Consider the following 21,435-nt stretch of genomic DNA (forward strand, 5'->3'; position numbering starts at 1 on the left):
CTCCGAGAAAAGCCATATTTAGGCTTAACGCTAAATCTAATTAGTCGTATTCAAACTGTTTTATACGTAATCTTTTGGCGGTGGTGGCGCTAGTACCTCACGATTGCCGTTATGCCCTTGGGCACTGACGACGCCTTGAAGTTCCATCTGCTCGATGATTCGCGCCGCGCGGTTATAACCAATCTTGAACTTACGTTGGACGCTAGAGATTGAGCCACGACGAGTTTGAGTAACGAAGGCGACCGCTTCATCATATAATGCGTCTACCTCTTCTTCACTGTCGCTAGCTTCACCGGGTAATAATACCTGCTCGCCTTCTGCTGAACCTTGTAAAATTTCTTCGATATATTGTGGCTTACCACGCGCATGCCAATCGGCTACCACCTTATGAACTTCATGATCGTCAATAAATGCGCCGTGTACTCGCATAGGAATACTGGTACCAGGTGGTAAATAGAGCATGTCACCCATACCTAGCAAGGTTTCAGCCCCCTGCTGATCTAAGATAGTTCTAGAATCGATTCGCGATGATACTTGAAACGCCATACGTGTTGGAATGTTAGCTTTAATCAAGCCAGTTATCACATCAACTGACGGTCTCTGAGTCGCCAAAATCAAGTGAATACCAGCCGCACGAGCCTTTTGAGCAATTCGAGCTATGAGTTCTTCTACTTTTTTACCGACGATCATCATCATATCGGCAAACTCATCGACGACAACAACAATAGAAGGCAACTTATCCAGCTCAGGCGCTTCAGGCTCCATACTATCTGAAGACTTCCAAAGTGGATCGTAGATAGGTTCACCTGACTCTTTTGCTTGTTTAATCTTAGCGTTATAGCCTTTAAGGTTTCGCACCCCTAAGGCTGACATTAGCTTATAACGACGCTCCATCTCCCCAACGCACCAACGCAGTGCATTAGCAGCTTCCTTCATATCGGTTACTACTTCACAAAGAAGATGTGGAATCCCTTCATAAACCGATAACTCCAGCATTTTAGGGTCGATCATAATGAAGCGAACGTCATCAGGGCCAGACTTATAGAGTAAGCTGGTGATCATCACGTTAACGCCAACCGACTTACCCGAGCCTGTAGTACCAGCAACAAGAAGATGCGGCATCTTACCCAAGTCAACGACAACCGGTTTACCACCGATATCGGCACCTAACACCATGCTTAAGTGGGATGGGTTTTCTCTAAAATCTTCACAATCGAGTACATCGCGCATAAACACAGTTTCGCGGAACTTGTTTGGTAACTCTAATCCCACATAAGCCTTACCAGGGATCACTTCGACAACCCGCACATTTTCAGCCAGTAGAGAGCGTGCCAAATCCTTTGATAGATTTGTGATTTTTGAAGCCTTCACGCCTGGAGCCAGTTCAAGCTCGAAACGAGTCACCACCGGACCTGGATACACCCCTACAACATTAGCGGTAATGTTGAAATCGGCTAACTTAACTTCGACTAGTTTACCAATCTGCTCGAGCTCTTCTTGGCTAATCGGATTTGTGGTGCGATTAGGCACATCTAATAAGGAAATACAAGGTAAAGGCGCCATAGGTGGGCGCTCTTGCTCAAGTTCTTGTCCAGGCAGAACCACTATCCCATCGACAACTTTGGCTTTGTCTTGTTCATTACGCTTACTCACTGAAACAGGCTCGCTTGATACTTTGTTATCAGTATCAATTAACTCAACATCGTCAGCCTCATCATTGACCCATGGCGCGGCAATGTGTGGCTCAATCATCTGTGGGTCGATATTGATTGGCGCTGCAGCTTGTACAAAGTCTTCAGAACGTTCAAATATTTGGGGTTCAATCCTAGGTTGAACGCTGTCAACCTTAGGCTTTTCTTTGTTAACTGTGACCGTTTTGGCCGCTGGGCTATCTTCGTTTGACTCTTCATCATCTTCACCTGCGGCGGTATTACGGCGCTCTTTAAAACGCTCAACCACTGACAAGAAGCCTCTAGTGTCTTCGGTGTCACCCATTTCTGGCTTAAATTTGTTAGGAAGTTCTTTAAGGGCTCTAAAAAACCAGATTGTAGCGTAACCAGTTAAGTCGACAACGGTTAACCAGCTAATGCCAGTGAGTAACGTAAAACCTGCGCCAACAAAGCAGAGTAATAATAATGTGGTACCCAGACTATTAAAGTAAGGCAGCATTGCCTGACCAATGACGTCACCTGCAACCCCACCAGCAGAGAAACCATAGATACCATTGGCGTTCATGCTCGCTAACGCGGCAAGACTGAAAACAATAAGCAAGAATCCGATGAGACGCAGACCCACGGAAAAATAGTCTATTTCAAGCAACTTATGAGTACGCTTGAATAGCAACCATCCTGTTAAGGCGATAATGATTGGAATGATATAGGCGCAATAACCAAAGAAATAAAATAAAACATCAGCCAACCAAGCGCCTACGGCACCGGTTAGATTATTAATTTCGCCATCAAAGTTTGATTGACTCCAACCTGGATCGGAAGAATGGAAACTGCTCAAAGCAATAAGAACGTATGTCGCCGTCATGCAACAAAAAATAAGACTACCTTCCAATAATCTTTGAACGCCAGAGAGCGTTTTAACACTATTTCCCTTAGACAATGGAAAACCTACACTAAAAAAACCTCAATTAAGGACAAGATACCAGAAATTAAGACTTTATGCAGCGTTTGCGACTTCTAAGCACGACTGAATATTTATTCACCCGGACACTTTGCATCAATTTGTATCCTTTTGGATTTTGTATAAAAAAAGGAGCCCGTTTGGCTCCTTTTTATAGAAAGTATGTCAATTAAGCATCTGAAACGGTATTGATAGCAACACGATTGGTTTGCTTAACTTCTTCCATCACGACATAAGTACGAGTATCTGAAACTGCTGGCAACTTCAGCAGTGTTTCACCGAGTAAACGACGATATGCAGACATATCTGAAACTCGCGTCTTTAATAAATAGTCAAAATCACCAGAGACTAAATGACATTCTTGGATGTCATCGAGCAGTTGTACGGCTTTATTGAACTTATCAAACACCTCAGCAGTGTCACGGTTTAAGGTGATTTCTACAAAGACTAATAATGAAGCACCCAAGTAATGAGGGTTTACTAATGCCGTGTAACCCTTTATATAACCTTGCTTTTCAAGTCTTTTAACTCTTTCAAGGCAAGGTGTTGGGCTTAAACCTACACGCTTAGATAACTCGACATTTGAAATTCGGCCATCAATCTGTAATTCATTAAGTATATTTCTATCAATACGATCTAAGTCTTTTATAGGACTCTTTTTATTATTAACCATATATATAACCCTGGTTGGCTGATAAGGCGATATTATCATCTACTTTTAAAAAATCTTCAGCAGCATAAACTGCGTAATGAATACTATACTAGATTTCCCTGAAACATTCACGTTCAGGCAATATAAAATAACAATTACACCCATAGAGAATGGGTTTTTATGCGAATTTGAGGCTCGAAGATGATTATAGGTGTTCCAAAAGAAATCAAAAACCACGAATATCGTGTTGGTATGGTTCCATCAAGTGTTCGTGAATTGACGTCACGTGGTCATGAGGTTTTTATTGAAACAAATGCTGGTTCAGGCATTGGTTTTGTAGATCAAGATTACATCGAAGTTGGTGCAAAAATACTGGATACCGCTGCAGAGGTATTTGCTAAATCAGAAATGATTGTAAAAGTAAAAGAACCCCAAGCCGTTGAACGTGCAATGTTGCGTGAAGACCAGCTACTGTTTACCTATCTTCATCTAGCGCCGGATCTGCCTCAAACAGAAGATCTCGTTAAAAGTGGCTCTGTGTGTATAGCGTACGAGACAGTTACTGATGATCGCGGTACCCTTCCACTACTCGCACCTATGTCAGAAGTTGCTGGACGCATGTCAATTCAAGCCGGTGCTATGGCATTAGAAAAATCTATGGGTGGTCGCGGCATGCTACTCGGCGGCGTACCCGGTGTAGAGCCTGCTAAAGTCGTTATCATTGGTGGCGGCATGGTAGGTACCAACGCTGCGCAGATGGCTGTTGGTCTAGGTGCTGACGTTGTTATCTTAGATAGAAGCATCGATGCGCTTCGTCGTCTCAATGCACAATTCGATAATAAAGTTAAAGCTATCTACTCAACGGCAGACGCTATCGAAAAACACGTACTAGAAGCTGACCTTGTTATCGGTGGTGTACTGGTCCCAGGCGCCGCAGCACCAAAGCTTGTGACGAAAGAACACATCAAACGTATGAAGCCTGGTTCAGCAATTGTAGACGTTGCAATCGACCAAGGTGGTTGTATTGAGACATCACACGCTACAACTCACCAAGATCCAACTTATATCGTAGATGATGTTGTACATTACTGTGTGGCAAACATGCCTGGCGCTGTAGCCCGTACATCAACATTCGCTCTTAATAATGCTACTTTGCCGTATATCATTAAGCTAGCTCAATTAGGCTATAGAGAAGCGCTATTACAAGATAAGCACTTACTTAATGGCCTTAATGTTATGCACGGTAAGATCACTTGCGCCGAAGTTGCTGAAGCATTGAACCTTGAGTTTGTTGATCCAACTATCCTGCTTAAGTAAAACGACTCATAAAAAAAAGGAGCCTATATGGCTCCCTTTTTTTGAACTCTTGCTAATGACTTAGCTTATCGTAGAAAAACTGTAGCCCTTTCCCCTAACTGTGTTAATTAGAGTCTTAGGTAATTGCATCTCAAACAGCTTACGGCGGGTATTACTGATATGCATATCCAGATTACGATCAAATTTTCCGAGCTCTTTCTCCAGTATACGAAGTTGTAGTTCCTGCTTAGTTACCACTTGACCTTTTCTCTCGAACAAATATTTAAACAGCCTAAACTCAGTCTGAGTGAAAACCACCGATTTCTTATAAATTGAAATAGTGTTTAGCCTATCATCAAAGTCAATATCTTCAGGTTTAACACTTTTTAGCTCAGGCCAGTTGTTTTTGCTTTCTAATCTGCGTCCCACGGTCTGTATCCGAACCAATAGCTCACGCTGACTACAAGGTTGAATTAAATAGTCATCGGCACCAAGCTCATAAGCATGGATCCTGTCTTCTTCAGAATCTGTATCCGAGAATATCATTTTCGGTGTCTTCGTTTGCTTTAGCAGACAATGCTCAATATCAGTTATATCTGACATATTAAGGAATAATAAAATTAGATCGGCATAGATAGACGCCTCTTTAAGGCGTTGTTCATCAAAGTTGTTTGCGAGGGTTACAGTAAAATCATTGCCTGCAAGAAGCTGAGCCAATTTCCCTATAACAGTGGAACCATTATCCACCAGCAAAATGTGTTTCATTACCTAACAGCTCAAATACGAATAATTCGCATTAAGATTACATTAAATAAAACCAATAATCTAGTCGCTTGTATTAAATTGATTTAGCTCTACGAGCCTAATAATCATTACAAGAACAAAAAAGGCCAGCTGCGGTAGCAAACTGGCCTATTGGAGACAAAGATTTTGATTACTTACTTAACATCAGCTCTCGGATATATTTAACTGGAGCACTGCCGTAACTCAAAAACTCTTCATGGAAAGCTTTTAAATCGAAATCATCACCCTTTAGCGCCTTATACTCTTCTCTAAAGTCATAGATCTCACGATAACCTGAATAATAGCTAGTCAGCTGAACCTGACTCAGCGTTGCTCTACGCCATTTACCTTCGGCTTCAGCTTGCTGCTGAAAGGCTTCATTCATCATCAAGTCTAACGCTTGCTCTTCAGTCATGCCTTTTACTTGGATACTGTAATCGAGAATAGTGTTACAGATCACGCGTAAATTCCATTTGTAGTACATGAGCCACATTTCAGGCTCAAAATCACCATAACCCTCTTCAAGCATCATACGTTCGGTATAGACAGCCCAGCCTTCAACCATGGCGCCATTACCAAACAGACTCTTGATAAGACTTGGGGACTCGTTGGAGTAGACTAGCTGAGTGTAGTGACCAGGAATAGCTTCGTGGATATTAAGCACTTGCAGGATCCAGTGATTATATTCACGTAAGTAACTCTCTGCTGAATCACTACTCATCCCATCGAGTGGAGTAACGTTATAATAGGTGTTTCCTGATTTTTCATATGGTCCAGGCGCACTGATCGATGCTCCCGCATAGCCTCTCATATAGGCAGGCGTTTCACGCACAACCAAAGGCTTATTCGGATCCAGCGTCACTAGGTTTTTCTCATTTACGAAAGCCACAAGTTCAGGGATCTGCGCTCGTACCTCATCAACAAAATCGTCCCGCTTAACATGCTTAGCCGATAGCTTATCAATAAGCGCCTTTATCGCTAGCTTGTCATCTTTAGGTTTTGGTGTATCAAAATACTTACCCCAGATTTTTGTCGTTATCTTTGCCATTTCAGCTTGGACACGGTTTTTATCATTTACGGCTTTTTCATAAAGGGCTTTGCCCGACATCCCAGCTTGAATATCGTAGGCAAACTTTTGCTCGTAAAGCTCAGCTCCAATACGGAAACTTCTCGCCCCTTGCTTGTCAAGTTTCGACTCTAAGGCCTTTAACCAGTCAAGGTGCTCATTTATAGCGATAGTCGCTTCATTAAATCGATTAGCAAATAGCGCCTTCTCTTGATTGGTTAATCCTGATTTAATCGCCTGATCGAGTAACTCATTTGAGAACACGGAAAACGCGCCCTTATTTTGCATAATGGCAAGTTGTGTGTGCTCAAGAGTGGGATCTTTAATATTTGCACGAGCAGCCGCATAATATGCGGGCACATTTTCCATTCTAAACATCACAGAACGAAGGCGTTCGTCTAAAGGAGCAAAGTCTTCATTAATTATCTGTGCAAAACCACCTGAAACATTGTAACGGGAAGGATCCCATTGCCAGGACTTAAAGGTCTCAATGTTCCACTTCATCTCAGCCAGTAGGTTCTCAATCAGTCGATAATCGGTCAACATGGTAGGGGTCATCAACTTAGGATCGAACTTTGCCAATTGTTGCTGCTGAGTCTGTACAAAGGTGAGGCTCGCCTGCCTCGTTTCGGCGTTAGGCACTTTTAGAACGCCGTCGTACTTGTGAAAGCCGCTGTATAGGGCCCATGTTGGGGATTCAACCCACAAGGCATCGATAAAACTAGTGCTAAATTGAGCAAATGCTGAATTTTGATCAGTAATCTCGACCGCTACGGGTTCTGTTGTTTGCTGACTTTGACAGGCCGTAAGGCCTAGCAGAGAAAGCGCTATCGCCAATGGCAGCGCGGCTCTTTTCATATTGTGATCCCTTAATTTGTTAGTTCGTGGTCTTTGCCACTTTTAATGCCCTCTCAGTAAATCATGTTCTGGTGATTTTTTCAGTAACTATGCTTATTTTGACAAGCTTTGTTACACAAGGAGGGCTTAATTTTATTATGGTTATCAAATCATAAGTGGCTTTGGGTCCACGATAAGATATCGGCGAAGCGATAATGCTCAAATTGCCCGAAACCGTTAAGCTGTCTCATTTTCAACTTGGTAAACATCGGGGTGGTCAATCCACAAAGAAATCGCGTAACTAAAACCGGGCTTGCGTGTACACCTAGTTTTTTTATCGCTTCGAGGCAGCACCCATTGAAGTCAAACTGACTCAAAGGTTTTAGCCCCGCGGCTACCGGCAATTTAGCCGTTTGCCCACTACATACGCTACAGTGACCACAAGGTCCGCTTAAGCGAGGATCGGCAAAGTATTGAGCCAGTTGTAAACTTAAGCAGGACTCACTATCAAAAAAATCCACCAGCTGATTAATACGGGTAATTTCGCTCTGCTCTTTGATACTAAAACGATTAAACAGTCTCGAAGCTAAAGAGTCATCAATATTGGTGCTAAATATTTCATAAACTTGAGTTAACTGCTTGCTTTGCAATTCGATAAGCTGTTTTTGATGCAAGTAATCTAAGGCTTTGATCGCTCTATCTCGGCTATGAGGCACTTTCTGCTCTAATGCCTCAAAGTTAGCGCTATACCAAAGCTTTGCCTTCTGTGAACTATCGAGCACGGCATTGATAAAGACTTGCCTATCAGGATCGAACTTTTCCAACATCTGCTCAACCGGACACAAGAGCTTAAAACGATATTCGGCAAAATAACTGTATTTTGGCTTGATGACCCGTAACATTTCTAAGTACACCAGTAACGTCTTTAAGCTCAAAATTCGAATATTCGATGCGCTAGACAATGGGTTAAGCATCAACTCCCACACTGAACTGGTTTGCGCTTCACGCTTTATTTCATCGATAACATGCTCTATCGCACTCAGTTCTGGAGTGTCACCATATACGAAGTTTTCTAAGACATTAAGGTTATCTCTATTGGCTAGTACCAGACAGTCGGAACTAAAACCATCACGCCCCGCACGCCCTATCTCTTGAGCATAGTTTTCTATGGACTTAGGAAGATCATAATGGGCGACAAAGCGAATATCACTCTTATCAATTCCCATTCCAAAAGCGATAGTGGCGACGATAATAGGCACCTCACCTGACATAAACTGTGCTTGAATCGATTTACGCTTATCGCTGTCCATGCCTGCATGATAAGCAAGTGCTGAGAACCCCTTCTTAATCAAAGCATTTGCAACAAACTCAGCCGTCTGCTGTAAGGTCACATAAACAATACCACTATGCTCTTTTCTCACCTCGAGCCAATCGCAGAGGTAATTTAGCTTATCTGGTGATGAGATCCCTACAGTTTGAAGATTTAGATTCGGACGATAAAAACCCGTTAAAGTGACGCATTGCTCAGCTATACCGAACTTTTTCCCCATATCCTCTATAACTTTAGGGGTCGCTGTCGCCGTTAGAAGCAATACTTGTGGGATCTGCAGTTGTCTCTGATAAGCAGGTAGTTTGAGATAATCAGGTCTAAAGTTATGTCCCCACTCTGAGATACAGTGCGCCTCATCGATGACTAGCATAGAGATAGGTACTGTTGAGATAAACCGCCTAAAACGTTCGTTATTAAGGCGCTCTACTGAGATCATTAAAATCTTAATCCGCCCAGAGGTTACCCCCTCAATAACCGCACTCGCCTGCTCATTGGTCTGAGTCGAGTCGATAGACGCGGCTGAAATGCCCTTTTTATTTAAAAACTGTAACTGATCGTCCATCAAGGCGAGTAGTGGTGATACCACAAGAGTTAAGTGTGGTAGGGCTAAGGCCGGCAATTGATAGCAAAGAGATTTACCTGAACCCGTAGGGAAAATAGCCGCAGCGCTTTGACCATTTAGAATATTTTGGACAACTTCTTCCTGTCCTTCACGAAACTGCTGAAAACCAAAATATTGGCTTAGCAACGCATGGGCGTTATCCATATATAATCCTGTATCATCTGATGTGTTAAAAAGAGGCTAAAATGGTTTGTAAAAAAATGGAGAACGGTTTATTTCTCCGAGTCAACTATGTCAACGGAACGGTTTTTTTCCAAACGGAAATAGGCTTTAACTGGGTTGTGATCTGAAGTTGAAGTGATAATAGATTCAGCCTTAATTAACTCTAATCCCCTATAAAAGATATGATCGAGATTATGGCCTAGGACACGAGTTCTAGAATCCACACTCGGTATTGCCTCGGTAAGATCTGCGCGCTTTGCCAGTTGTCTAACAGTATCGAAGCGTTCATCGCTCCAAGTATTCATGTCGCCAGCAAAAATAACAGGCCCTTGATGCCCTTTGATGGCCTCTTCCACGATCCGCAACTGAGCCTTGTATTCCTCTAAGCCGAAAGTAAAGTTAATACTATGTATGTTAGCCACCAACAGTTGGCTCTTATCGGATAAGGCGTAATAAGAGATCAACATAGACTTGGGGAAATTAATGTAAGGCTCTGGCTTTCTAAATACACAGCTGCTGGTTGCAGGTTCTCGCGTTAGATTCATCACACCAACAGGCTCATTCTCAAAACTGAATGCTTTAGCAAGCAGCATAGATAACTCTTGAGATTCAACGAATGAATTCAGCTCTGGGGTTAACTGAGCCTCCTGCAGCAAAAGCAGGTCTGAACGCTCAGCAAGTTGCTTTAACGTTTCATCCCACCCCTCACTTTTCTGCTTATAAAGATTCCAAGTGGTTACATCGAGTTTACCGTACCTATCGAGAGCGCCTTTGGCTGGTTGGCTGATACACTGAACATCTTGGCTAGCACCAATCTGATTAGTAACCAGTGCATCTTCAGTAGGGATCACCGATGCGTCATACACGTAAGCAACAACGGCGAGGGCTGCGATAAGCGCCAGAAATATAAGCTTGCGGATAATTTTTGCCATAATGGACTTATTCAACTCTGTACTTAGATTTAAAGTAATCTTTTCATTATAATAGCTTATTAGTGTTAGTCACATAATCATTCAATTAAGAGGTTAGTTAGCTCAAATCATCGTTTATCCGCTGATTTATGCGACTAAAGGTAAGACTATCAGACACAATATGTATGAATTTTATCAGCTACTCACCATAGCTGGCGTGTTTCTTTACTGGCTTATTATTGCAGGTATCAGTATTCGCGTAGTTGCAAAGCGGCGCTCTATTGGAGTTTCTTTAGCCTGGTTAATGATTATTTATATCGTGCCATTAGGTGGCGCCTTTGCCTATCTACTGTTTGGTGAATTAAATTTAGGTAAGAAGAGAGCGGTTCGCGCAGAGCTGATGTTTAAACCCTACGGTGAATGGTTTAAAAAACTCTATGAGTATCGGCAATATCGCCCTCATGTCGCGAGTCTATACGGCCAGTCGATCAGTGCCATTTGTGAAAAACAAGTTGGGATCCCTGCACTTGCCGATAACCATCTGACTCTGTGTAGTGAAACTTATGAGATCTTAGATAACTTAATTGAAGATATCGACAAGGCAAGTGAGACGATTCTACTCGAGTTCTATATCTGGCACCCCGGTGGGCGCGCCGATGATGTAGCTAACGCCCTCATCAATAGCGCTGCTCGAGGGGTGAAAGTACGCTTATTACTTGACGCTGCGGGCAGCAGGCACTTCTTCAAGAGCCATTGGCCAAAATTAATGAAAAAAAGTGGCATTCAGGTGATCAGTGCTCTCGAAGTGTCTCCTTTTCGTATGTTCTTTAGACGGCTAGATCTTAGACTTCATAGAAAGATCGTCGTCATCGATAATCAAATAGGTTATACCGGCTCAATGAATCTTGTCGACCCTAAGTATTTTAATCAAGATGCTGGCGTTGGCGAATGGATTGATGTGATGGTGCGGATCACCGGCACCTCAGTTCCAGTGCTTAATAGCATCCATGCCTGGGATTGGGAAGTGGAAACTAATGAGCGTTTCTTGCCTGAACAGCCAAAATGTTTGTCTCATGAGGACAGCGAGATCACAGACTTAGTTCAGGTGATCCCATCTGGGCCAGGTATGCGTGAAGAGGTGATCCATCGAGTGCTACTACAAAGCATTTACCAGGCCTCAAAAAGTATCGTTATCACTACGCCCTACTTTGTGCCAAGTGACAATCTACATATGGCACTGATCATTGCGGCGCAACGTAACGTTAAGGTCGACATTATCGTTCCTGATAAGAATGATTCATTAATGGTTGAATGGGCGAGTCGAGCATTTTTTAGTGAACTGTTAGAGGCGGGCGTTAATATTCATCGATTTAAAGGCGGTCTATTGCACACCAAATCTGTTGTCATCGACAGTAATCATTGCTTGATTGGCACAGTTAACTGGGACATGCGCAGTTTATGGCTCAACTTCGAAGTGACCCTTGCGGTTGATAACCTAGGCTTTACCAAAAAGCTTGAACAGGTACAGCAAGAGTATCTTAAAAATGCCGATAAGGTCTGCTTCGAGCAATGGCAAAAGCGTTCAATAGCCAGTCGCGGAGCCGAACGAATTTTCTATTTATTCAGCCCGTTACTCTAGTTCTTGCAATGATTCTTATATTCGCTGTTTTCTTTAGCCGCCAACGTAGCGATTCGTTGGCGCCACTATGGCCACAAAGCATGACTCTAATTGGATTGTTATGAACAAAGTTTTTATTATTGGACTACCACGAACTGGCACCACCAGTATCAGTGTAGCCATGTTAGATTATGGTTTTAAAGTTGCACACACAGCATACACACAACAGGCATTTAACCTAGCCGATATTGTCTCTGATGCCCCCTGCTTTAGCGACTATCAGCAACTAGATAAGCTATTTCCCGATGCTAAGTTTGTTTATCTAGAGCGAGAGCTATCTCTGTGGATCCCCTCTATGCAGATGCTGATCAACAAGATGAAAGTCGAGTTGGACTTAAAGACTGGGACATTTAACCCCGTGTTAAAGCGCAGCTTTAACCATACTTTTATGTTAGACAAAACTGATAATCCTGATGAACCAGCTCATTTAGAGAAATGTTATTTAGATCATAAACAACAAGTTCTCCATTATTTCGCCGATCGTGATGATTTTATTCGGATCAACATCAGTCATGAAGAGAGTCTAGGTCAATTACTTACTTTCCTTGGGCTAGAAGTCGATGGCAGCCCACAGTTTCCTCATCTAAACATAGGACGAAACGTGGCTTGCTGGGAAGAGCACAAACATCCAAATAAAGTTAATGCCAATAGTATAGGGCCGCTACGCAGAAAATTTTTCGATTATGCCGCTAAGCTTTAGCAAAAGCTCTGGCAACTAAATTCCGGCTTGAAAGGATAGTGCAAGAATTACAGACAGCAAAAAGCCCGTTATCTTTCGATAACGGGCTTTTCAGAATTTGGCGGTGAGCGAGAGATTCGAACTCTCGTTAGGTATTAACCTAAACACACTTTCCAGGCGTGCGCCTTCAGCCACTCAGCCAGCTCACCAAACTAATCAGTTTTACGTGGATAATCACCACGATTACCAAAAAATATCAATTAACGAATATTTGTCTGGCAACGGAGCGCTACTTTACTTAAAAGGCACAATTGCGTCAAGCCAAATTACCGTAATCTCAAACGTTTGCATAATTGCTAGCCAATTCCGCACAAAATAGTTAATGGATTAACTTAACTTGAATTTTTGCACCTCTTTCGACATCTCTGCCGTGTCCTCAACGAGTTTATCAGTTAGAACGCTTAGCTGATCTGCCACGCTGTGAGTTTGCAGATAGATCTCGCTAATTTTCTGCGCATTTCGATTCACTTCTTCAGCCACGGCCGTTTGCTCATGAGTCGATGCTGCGATCTGCTCGTTCATACTCTCGATAACACCAATATGATCGACTATTTTATCTAGTTCGCTACTGGCTCGGTTTGCTTCTACAACACTTTCGTTGGTCTGCTTAGTTCCACGCTCCATCGCCAATACCGCAGTGTTAGCACCACTACGTAAACGTTCAGTCATGGATTTAATATCACCCGTTGCCGTTTGTGCCCGCTGAGCGAGCCCACGAACCTCATCGGCGACGACGGCAAATCCTCTGCCTGACTCTCCGGCTCTAGCCGCTTCGATTGCAGCATTAAGAGCCAGTAGGTTTGTCTGGTCGGCAATACCACTGATCACATCTGACACAGTGACAATGCTTTGAATATCTTGCTCGAGTTGCTGCAATGCCTGTGCTGAATCACGAATATCACCCGCGAGTACACCAATGGCATCACTGGTACGCCCTACCTCGGCATTGCCCTCTTTAGCCTCAATATTCGCCTGAGTCGAGGCCTCTGATGCCCGCTCTGCATTGATAGCGATTTCGGCAACCGTGGCACTCATCTCTGTCATCGCAGAAGCAACCTGCTCAGCTTCGCCATGGCCAAGCTCTACATCTTGACGTAGTTGAGTAGAGTATTGCTCCATCTGAGAGACAGCAGTCAATAAAGAGGTCGAATTAATACGTACGTGTTCAATCACGCGCTCAAAGTCAGACATCATGTCATTAAAGGCCAGAGCCAACTCACCAAATTCATCTTTACTCTGTTGATCAATACGGATGCTAAGATCAAAGTTTGCCCTAGCTCGAGTGACACTGTTGTGCAAGTTGGCAACACTGCCATGAATATAGCGCAGTACAGAGATAGAGAGAGTCAGTACAATCCCTGCGCCGAACAGCAGTCCTAATAATGTGATGTAAAAACTTTGGCTGGCCGCCGATAAACGCTGCTTGGTCACATTGATAAGCTCGGTTGACAGCGCATGTTCAAATTCTCTTAATAACTCAATCCGTTGGGTGGACGTTTGAAACCAGGATTCAGCTTTCTGCGCTGCAATCTCAGAAGTTATCTGCTTAAAAGCGATGTTTCTATACTGGTTAACATCTTTAACTGCATTGGTATTTAACAGTGCTTGATAGTTTGTCTTACTTTGTTCATCGGCTAAGGCTAAGAAACGCTCTTGATAACTGGCCTGCTCTGCCACTAAGGTTACAAAGCGGCGATAGACATCTTCTTTAAACCCCATATTGCCAAAAGTTGAACTGAGTACTGCTCGCTCTATGCCTGCTCTCTCCTTCATTTGCAAATATGCCGAAAATGCTGCAGCTCTTATAGCTATCTCTTGGTTAGCGGCATTATTTGCCGTCAAGTCAACAATACTCAGTAATAGTGCATTAACCTGGGTGTAGAACTTTACCTCTTCGGCGACAGAAATAGATAAACCTTCAACACGAGTACGTATATCGGGGATCTGGCTAAGCAGGCTTTCTACTCGTGCAATTTGTGTCGCAAATGCAGTTGGGAGTTCATGGCTTTTAAGAAATTGCTGGTAACTGTTAAGCAAAGCGTCCGTTGCATCATGCTGCTGTGGAAGTTTCTGAGAAAACGATTGGCCTTGGGAGCCGATAAACCCAGCACTCATGCCTCGCTCTTTTTGGATTTCATGAACTAAGTTACTGTTGGTCACAGCCAATTCGCTTAACACCAAAACCTCAGTAAGCTCGCTCTTTAATTGGTATTGGGTTTTAGCGTAGAGACCACCGAAAATGACTGATGCAATGAGTGGCGGTAGGATAAGGACAAAAAACTTCTGCTTTAAGCTGAGATTAGCAATGATAGTCCGCTTCATATGTTAAACAACCCTGTTTAAATATTATTTTATTGTTGCAATAGCATAGTCGAAACCTACTGTAGGTAAATAGATTTCTTAAATTTTTTGAAAAAAAAGCCCGTATCAACGGGCTTTTTTTCTTTAAACTATAATAGTCACTCAATGCGCCAACTAAATGTAGGTGGCTATGATAAGAGTTAAGCTATTTACGCATTGCCTTTTACTTTCATATTCAGTGTCTGAGCAAAATTCAGCATTCTGTCTAATGGTTTTAACGCATCTAAGCGTAAACTATCATCGACAAATATCTCATGATGACTCGCATCTACGTTTTCTAACGCACTCTCGATAGCTTTTAAGCCATTCATCGCCATCCATGGGCAATGTGCACAACTCTTACAAGTCGCTCCATTACCACCCGTTGGTGCGGCAATTAAATTTTTATTAGGTGCAGCTTGCTGCATCTTATAGAAGATCCCTTTGTCGGTAGCCACGATAAAAGTATCATTATCCATGGTTTGCGCCGCTTTAATCAGCTGGCTTGTTGAGCCCACAGCATCGCCTAGCTCTACCACACTTGCAGGAGATTCTGGATGTACCAGTACAGCGGCATTTGGATGGATCTTTTTCAGCTCACGTAAAGCTTTGGCTTGGAATTCATCATGAACGATACATTCGCCTTGCCACATCAACATCTCGGCACCGGTTTGCTTGGCGATATAGCTGCCTAAATGACGATCTGGTCCCCAGATAATCTTTTTATCTTCACTGTCTAGGTGCTCAACGATTTCAAGGGCAATGCTCGATGTAACCACCCAGTCGGCTCTGGCTTTTACCGCCGCTGAAGTATTGGCATATACGACTACCGTGTGATCTGGGTGCGCATCGCAGAACTCACTGAATGTCTCGATTGGGCAACCTATATCTAAAGAACAGGTCGCTTCGAGCGTCGGCATCAAGATAGTCTTCTCAGGACTTAAAATTTTTGCGGTTTCGCCCATAAATTTAACGCCAGCGACGATTAACGTCTTTGCTGGGTGATCACGACCAAAACGCGCCATCTCTAACGAGTCAGAAACACAGCCTCCCGTTTCTTCGGCTAAGGCTTGGATCTCTGGGTCGGTATAGTAGTGCGCCACAAGCACGGCATCTTTATCTTTTAAAAGCTGCTTAATTTTTGCTTTTGATTCGGCTTTTTCTCGCTCAGATAAAGGAGCTGGCTTTGGTGGAAAAGGGTAATCAATATTTTCGATAATTGGGGCGAATGCGCTCATAGTACAACCAACGGGCAATAACAGATTAGCGGAATTATACGGAATACTTCACAAATTTAAAACTCTTATAGCGACGCTGCCAATAAAAAAGGCGCTATTTCTAGCGCCTTTGAAGGAGTCCTATATCGATTACTGCATCGCTAACAACATCTCTTGCGGCTGCTCAAGGTACAGCTTCCACAGATTACAGAAGCGTGCAATGGTGCCGCCGTCGATAACACGATGATCCCCAGACCAGCTCACCTGCATAATCTTGCGTGCTTCAACTTCGCCTTTGTCGTTAAAACGTGGCAGAACTTGCAATTTACCTAAGGCAACAATCGCAACTTCAGGTTTATTGATGATAGGCGTGGCCACCGTACCACCCAAGGCGCCAATATTTGAAATGGAGATACTTCCTCCTTTCAAATCATTCGGCGATACGCGGCCGCTTCTCGCAGCGGTGGTTAGACGAGTGATCTCAGCAGCGATTTGCAAGATTGTTTTATCTTGCACATCTTTGACGTTAGGCACGAGTAAGCCGACCTTAGAGTCAACAGCCATGCCGATATTGTGGCTCGCCAAATAGGTCTGCTCGGTGCAATCGCCGTTCACACGGCTATTCATATCTGGGAACTGTGATAGCGCCAGTGACATAGACTTCATGAAGAAAGGCATCATGGTGAGTTTAAGCTCATCGGTCGAATACTTTTTCTTCACGCTTTCACGAAGTGCGACTAATTCAGTTAAATCAAATTCTTCACAGTAGGTGAAATGCGGAATCGTCGAAACCGATTCGCTCATCATCTTCGCCATGACCGCACGAACGCCTTTTATCGGCTCCACCCTATCGGCTTGGCGATGGCTTGGTTGCTCAATAACAGCTGCAGGATTTGAAACTGCAGGAGCTGCAACAGACTTTTGCGTTACCGAGATATTTGACTGGCCACCATTGGCATGATGACGTTCAACATCTTCTTTATAGACGCGGCCATTTTTACCTGAACCCGAAATTGTTGAAATATCGAGATCCAATGAGCGCGCTAAGCGGCGAACTGCTGGACTTGCTAAGGCTTTTCCTTGTGGCGTTGCCTCGAGAGATTGACTCGATGAACCAGACTCTGGAATTAGAGGAGACGCTGCTTGCAGCTCTCCAGCTCCAACCTCGGCCTCGACTTCAATGGCAAACAGCGGAGCGTGCACTTTTGCAAGCTGCCCCTTACGAACACGCAGCTTTACAATTTTGCCGTTTTTAATCGCCGGTATCTGCACTAAAGCCTTATCAGTCATGACATCGGCTATCGGCTGATCTTCAACAACGGTATCACCTTCGCTCACTAGCCACTCGACCAACTCACACTCAACGATCCCTTCGCCAATATCGGGGAGTAAAAACTCTTCGATAGTCGTGCCAGGCGTTACGCTCTGCGAGATTTGATTATCTGAACCAGACTCTGATTCGACCTCAGAGATAGCGGCGTCTTCAGTCGCTGTATTTTGAGAAGCCGTAGCTTGACCGCCAGTGTCAGCTTCGCCTTCAACATCCACCGAGTAAAGCGGCGCGTGCACCTTAGCAATCTCGCCCTTAGCGTAATAGAGCTTAGTGATCACTCCTGCATTTGGTGCTGGAATTTGTACTAAGGCCTTATCGGTCATGACATCGGCGATAGGTTGATCTTCAACAACACTGTCACCCTCTTGTACTAACCATTCAACCAGCTCACATTCGACAACGCCTTCGCCGATATCCGGAAGGATAAATTCTTTAATCATGGCTGGCTCCTAAAATTTTACCGAAGCTTTAATCGCTTCAAACGTCTTTAACGCATCTGGCATATATTCTTTTTCGTGGATCAAAGGATACGGCGTATCTAGACCACACACTCGCGCTATCGGCGACTCAAGATATAAGAAACACTCTTCTTGAATTGTCGCGGCGATCTCACCGGCAAAGCCACCCGTTAACGGCGCCTCATGATTGATCAATAGACGCCCAGTCTTTTTAACCGATGCTGCTACCGTGTCAACATCCCATGGGGACAAGGTTCTTAAATCGATAATTTCACAGGAGATCCCTTTCTTCGCTGCCATCTCTGCGGCGTTTTCTAAGATTTCCATCTGTGCGCCCCAGCCAAGTAAGGTGATGTCTGTACCTTGTTTGATAACTTCGGCTTTACCGAGTTCGATAACATGGTCGCCCTCAGGCACTTCACCCACCGATGCACGGTATAAGCGCTTTGGCTCAAAAAATATCACCGGGTTTTTATCACGAATAGAGGCGATTAACAGCCCTTTTGCCTGCTCAGGGTTACGTGGAACGACAACTTTGAGACCCGGTGTTTGGGTAAAATAGGCTTCTGGTGATTGCGAGTGATAATGACCACCTGCAATACCGCCGCCGTAAGGTGTTCTAAAAGTAAGGCCGCCAACATTAAACTCGTTACCGCTGCGGTAACGGAACTTGGCACTCTCATTCACTATCTGATCGATGGCAGGAAAGATATAATCGGCAAACTGAATTTCAGCCACCGCCGTCATGCCGTTCGAGGCTAAGCCATTGGCGAAACCGGCAATGCCCTGCTCGGTTAACGGTGTATTGAAGCAACGCTCACGGCCAAACTTTTCCTGTAGGCCCGAAGTTGCTCTAAATACCCCACCAAAGTGGCCGACGTCTTCGCCGAACACCATCATTTTTTTATCCGCTTCCATTTCCGAGCTTAGGGCTTGGTTAATGGCTTGCAACATATTCATCTGAGCCACGGCTTATACTCTCCCTGCACTTTTTGGATACGATTCTGGATACTTCTTAACATGGTTTTTTAAGTCAGCTAGCTGCTTCTTCAGAATTGGGGTTGGTGTGTCATATACATCTTCGATAATGTTATCGATATGAGGAGTTGGAATTTTTTCAGCAACCTTAAGCTCAGATAGCACCTCTTCACGGTACTTAACATAGAGATCGGCATCGCGCTGCTCATTCATCCAGCCCTTATTGATCATCCATAGCTTGAAACGTTTAACTGGATCATGCTGCTGCCATTTTGCCTCTTCATCTTTCGAGCGATAGCCAGAAGGATCATCAGATGATGAATGAGCACCTAATCGATAAGTCATGGCTTCAATCAAAACAGGGGCATTATTGTCTAACGCATAGGCGCGAGCCTGTTGAGTTGCCGCTAATACTGCCAACATGTCGTTACCATCGACACGAATGGTATGCATGCCATAGCCCACACCGCGGCTAGCAATACCGTTACCTTTAAACTGTTCATCAGTAGGTGTTGAGATGGCGTAACCGTTATTACGGCAAAAGAAAATAACTGGAGAATTGAGCACTGCTGCCATATTTAGACCGGCGTGAAAATCGCCTTCTGAGGCTGCGCCTTCACCAAAATAACAGATTGCTACATTACGCTTACCCTGCATTTTTAGGCTATATGCAACACCTGTAGCTTGAGGGATCTGTGTGGCAAGCGGAGATGAAATAGTTTGATAGTTAAGCGCTTCACTGCCGTAATGGATCGGCATCTGGCGGCCCTTGCCAAAATCTTTTTCATTACTGAACATCTGATTCATAAACTGCTCAGTGGTAAATCCGCGGTAACGAATCGCAGCATGTTCACGGTACTGAGCCAAGATCACATCACCATCATCGAGTGCTGCAGTGCTGCCTATTATCGACGCCTCTTCACCAGTACAGGTCATATAAAAGCTAATACGACCTTGACGCTGCGCCCCCAACATACGCTCGTCTAATACACGGGTAAATACGCAGGTATCATGGATTTTAGCCGCTAAAGCTTCATCGATAACGGGTAATACGGCCTCTTCATAAGCGGTACCGTCCGCTTGGAGAATTTTTAAAATGGGGATCGCGAGTGAGTCTTTATCTAAAAAGCTCACGCGATGGACTGTTTCAGCATTCGTTGTTGCGTTGCTCATAATGTGCTCTTGTTATTGAGGGTGCCGTTAAACGATAAATACAGCACCATTCTATTTTAATACGCGGGAAGAACATTACGTTAACGTAAACTAACTCTCAATACTTCCCATCATTGAAACGACAACTAAGCATCTCTGTGCATGTATATATTGGTTTACATGCACAGTTATTCAGTTCGAATCTAGTCTAAACGACTTTCATCTGCGGACTTTAAACATAAGACTGTCCGCTGCCCTACTGGCACCTTAGCATTGGGGAATACAATGGATTCAAACTCATGCTCAACTTTCACCTCAAAACCGCCCTCTTTCGCTAAAGTGTAGCCTCTAGGGAAAGCGGTAAAGTTTTCGACATCGTTGGTGAAAGTAAATTCAAAGTCGTCGTATCGTTTGTTTACCGAACGACAAACTTGATAAAGGTTTAAACGCTTCATATCAAAACTTGGTAATTTAAGCTCTTCGCCACACATCAATAGAGTTAGCATCTCTTTCATCGCGATAAAACGAGTCATATCATTTTGTCCCATAGGGAACACTTTACCTAGTTCGATAGTAAAGGCATCTGCATGATAATTTTCAGAAGAGAAATAACTAAAGGTCGTGGTTGGCTCATGGTGGAATAAAATGGTATTCACGCCGCAGGATTCGAGAAACATAATCTGTTCTTTGCTGTACTTTCTATTACCACGATAGGGGTAAATAGCAAACTTCTCATGCTTAGAGGCCCGAATTGCAGTATGTAAATCGTAATGCATTCGATGACGCTCTCCCGAATGGGCGCTGAAAAACTTGTCGACATATTGCTCAAGCTTTTGTGCTCTCACTCGCTCAGGGTTACAAAGCCCCTCTCCACGTGAATGAGCACCATTAAATAACCGATTAAGGTTTTCATCGATAAAACGTGTGCCATTATGAATGGCGGGAGGATTACCGATAAGAAATAATACTCTTTGCTTGAGAACAAGTTGTTCATCAAGTAATTGTGTCATTAGGTCGTTACACAATTCAATAGGCGCAGTCTCATTACCGTGAACGGCACAAGATAAGACGAGATCTTTAGTGTGTTTAACGCCTAAAGGCTCGAACATGATAACGCCTGTATCCCAAACCTCTACATGGACTTGGTTAGCAAGATCAAATTCAAAACTTTCTGTTAAGTATTGTGGATGCGCGAGGGTTAACGCTAAAAAGTCCTTAGACTGTTTCAATTGTTGAAACACAAACTACTC

Annotated in this window: 14 protein-coding genes, 1 tRNA gene and 2 pseudogenes; 3 read left to right on the plus strand and 14 right to left on the minus strand. The window is 43.7% G+C overall.

Features of this window, described 5'->3' with window-relative positions:
* Positions 1-60: 60 nt before the first annotated feature.
* Positions 61-2,610 carry a DNA translocase FtsK gene (locus SPEA_RS11710; RefSeq protein ID WP_012155469.1) on the minus strand — a complete coding sequence of 850 codons (2,550 nt, stop codon included), beginning with the start codon at positions 2,608-2,610 and terminating at the stop codon, positions 61-63.
* A gap of 190 nt (positions 2,611-2,800) precedes the next feature.
* Positions 2,801-3,304 (minus strand): leucine-responsive transcriptional regulator Lrp, encoded by a 504-nt coding sequence (gene lrp / locus SPEA_RS11715; RefSeq protein ID WP_012155470.1) that lies wholly within the window; start codon positions 3,302-3,304, stop codon positions 2,801-2,803.
* Positions 3,305-3,484: 180 nt separating this feature from the next.
* Here lrp and ald point away from each other — a divergent pair, with 180 nt between their 5' ends.
* Positions 3,485-4,600, plus strand: coding sequence for an alanine dehydrogenase (ald, locus tag SPEA_RS11720; RefSeq protein WP_012155471.1), 1,116 nt, complete (start codon positions 3,485-3,487; stop codon positions 4,598-4,600).
* 60 nt (positions 4,601-4,660) lie between these two features.
* Here the strand turns inward: ald and SPEA_RS11725 are convergent, their stop codons facing one another.
* The 4 genes from SPEA_RS11725 to SPEA_RS11740 all read right to left on the minus strand — a co-directional run bounded on the left by SPEA_RS11725 (position 4,661) and on the right by SPEA_RS11740 (position 10,311).
* The gene (locus SPEA_RS11725) at positions 4,661-5,344 is read right to left on the minus strand and encodes a response regulator transcription factor (protein WP_012155472.1); all 684 of its coding nucleotides are present in this window, start codon (positions 5,342-5,344) and stop codon (positions 4,661-4,663) included.
* 169 nt (positions 5,345-5,513) lie between these two features.
* Positions 5,514-7,286: a DUF885 domain-containing protein gene (locus SPEA_RS11730; protein ID WP_012155473.1), complete on the minus strand. Its 1,773-nt coding sequence runs from the start codon at positions 7,284-7,286 to the stop codon at positions 5,514-5,516.
* Positions 7,287-7,435: 149 nt separating this feature from the next.
* On the minus strand, positions 7,436-9,361 hold the full coding sequence (locus tag SPEA_RS11735) for a RecQ family ATP-dependent DNA helicase (protein ID WP_012155474.1): 1,926 nt from the start codon (positions 9,359-9,361) through the stop codon (positions 7,436-7,438).
* A 68-nt stretch (positions 9,362-9,429) separates the two neighbouring features.
* Entirely contained in the window at positions 9,430-10,311 is an 882-nt protein-coding gene (locus tag SPEA_RS11740) for an endonuclease/exonuclease/phosphatase family protein (RefSeq protein WP_012155475.1), read from the minus strand.
* A 160-nt stretch (positions 10,312-10,471) separates the two neighbouring features.
* Here SPEA_RS11740 and cls point away from each other — a divergent pair, with 160 nt between their 5' ends.
* Together cls and SPEA_RS11750 are read left to right on the plus strand one after the other, a co-directional pair.
* Positions 10,472-11,929 (plus strand): cardiolipin synthase, encoded by a 1,458-nt coding sequence (cls, locus tag SPEA_RS11745; protein ID WP_012155476.1) that lies wholly within the window; start codon positions 10,472-10,474, stop codon positions 11,927-11,929.
* 100 nt (positions 11,930-12,029) lie between these two features.
* On the plus strand, positions 12,030-12,668 hold the full coding sequence (locus SPEA_RS11750) for a sulfotransferase (protein WP_150102224.1): 639 nt from the start codon (positions 12,030-12,032) through the stop codon (positions 12,666-12,668).
* 98 nt (positions 12,669-12,766) lie between these two features.
* Here the strand turns inward: SPEA_RS11750 and SPEA_RS11755 are convergent.
* The 8 genes and pseudogenes from SPEA_RS11755 to astE form a co-directional block, all read right to left on the minus strand.
* Positions 12,767-12,856: transfer RNA gene (locus SPEA_RS11755), tRNA-Ser, on the minus strand.
* Between the two features lie 178 nt (positions 12,857-13,034).
* The gene (locus SPEA_RS11760) at positions 13,035-15,029 is read right to left on the minus strand and encodes a methyl-accepting chemotaxis protein (RefSeq protein ID WP_012155478.1); all 1,995 of its coding nucleotides are present in this window, start codon (positions 15,027-15,029) and stop codon (positions 13,035-13,037) included.
* A gap of 188 nt (positions 15,030-15,217) precedes the next feature.
* The gene (nadA, locus tag SPEA_RS11765; RefSeq protein ID WP_012155479.1) at positions 15,218-16,285 is read right to left on the minus strand and encodes a quinolinate synthase NadA; all 1,068 of its coding nucleotides are present in this window, start codon (positions 16,283-16,285) and stop codon (positions 15,218-15,220) included.
* Between the two features lie 129 nt (positions 16,286-16,414).
* A pseudogene (locus SPEA_RS11770) lies at positions 16,415-17,671 on the minus strand (dihydrolipoyllysine-residue acetyltransferase); the annotation flags it as partial.
* 134 nt (positions 17,672-17,805) lie between these two features.
* Positions 17,806-18,037, minus strand: a pseudogene (locus tag SPEA_RS23510) (biotin/lipoyl-containing protein); the annotation flags it as partial.
* A 9-nt stretch (positions 18,038-18,046) separates the two neighbouring features.
* Positions 18,047-19,024 carry an alpha-ketoacid dehydrogenase subunit beta gene (locus SPEA_RS11775; RefSeq protein ID WP_012155481.1) on the minus strand — a complete coding sequence of 326 codons (978 nt, stop codon included), beginning with the start codon at positions 19,022-19,024 and terminating at the stop codon, positions 18,047-18,049.
* A gap of 3 nt (positions 19,025-19,027) precedes the next feature.
* A complete protein-coding gene (locus SPEA_RS11780) occupies positions 19,028-20,206 on the minus strand; it encodes a thiamine pyrophosphate-dependent dehydrogenase E1 component subunit alpha (protein ID WP_012155482.1) in 1,179 nt (392 codons plus the stop codon).
* 182 nt (positions 20,207-20,388) lie between these two features.
* Entirely contained in the window at positions 20,389-21,426 is a 1,038-nt protein-coding gene (gene astE, locus SPEA_RS11785) for a succinylglutamate desuccinylase (protein ID WP_012155483.1), read from the minus strand.
* Between the last annotated feature and the right edge of the window lie 9 nt (positions 21,427-21,435).

The sequence above is a fragment of the Shewanella pealeana ATCC 700345 genome, assembly GCF_000018285.1.
GTDB classification, from domain to species: domain Bacteria; phylum Pseudomonadota; class Gammaproteobacteria; order Enterobacterales; family Shewanellaceae; genus Shewanella; species Shewanella pealeana.

Coding starts and splice junctions, on each gene's coding strand:
- SPEA_RS11735 (WP_012155474.1), bottom strand. CDS start 9,361: ATGGATAACGCCCATGCGTTGCTAAGCCAATATTTTGGTTTTCAGCAG.
- nadA (WP_012155479.1), bottom strand. CDS start 16,285: ATGAGCGCATTCGCCCCAATTATCGAAAATATTGATTACCCTTTTCCA.
- ald (WP_012155471.1), top strand. CDS start 3,485: ATGATTATAGGTGTTCCAAAAGAAATCAAAAACCACGAATATCGTGTT.
- cls (WP_012155476.1), top strand. CDS start 10,472: ATGTATGAATTTTATCAGCTACTCACCATAGCTGGCGTGTTTCTTTAC.
- SPEA_RS11740 (WP_012155475.1), bottom strand. CDS start 10,311: ATGGCAAAAATTATCCGCAAGCTTATATTTCTGGCGCTTATCGCAGCC.
- SPEA_RS11730 (WP_012155473.1), bottom strand. CDS start 7,286: ATGAAAAGAGCCGCGCTGCCATTGGCGATAGCGCTTTCTCTGCTAGGC.
- SPEA_RS11725 (WP_012155472.1), bottom strand. CDS start 5,344: ATGAAACACATTTTGCTGGTGGATAATGGTTCCACTGTTATAGGGAAA.
- SPEA_RS11760 (WP_012155478.1), bottom strand. CDS start 15,029: ATGAAGCGGACTATCATTGCTAATCTCAGCTTAAAGCAGAAGTTTTTT.
- SPEA_RS11780 (WP_012155482.1), bottom strand. CDS start 20,206: ATGAGCAACGCAACAACGAATGCTGAAACAGTCCATCGCGTGAGCTTT.
- SPEA_RS11750 (WP_150102224.1), top strand. CDS start 12,030: ATGAACAAAGTTTTTATTATTGGACTACCACGAACTGGCACCACCAGT.
- lrp (WP_012155470.1), bottom strand. CDS start 3,304: ATGGTTAATAATAAAAAGAGTCCTATAAAAGACTTAGATCGTATTGAT.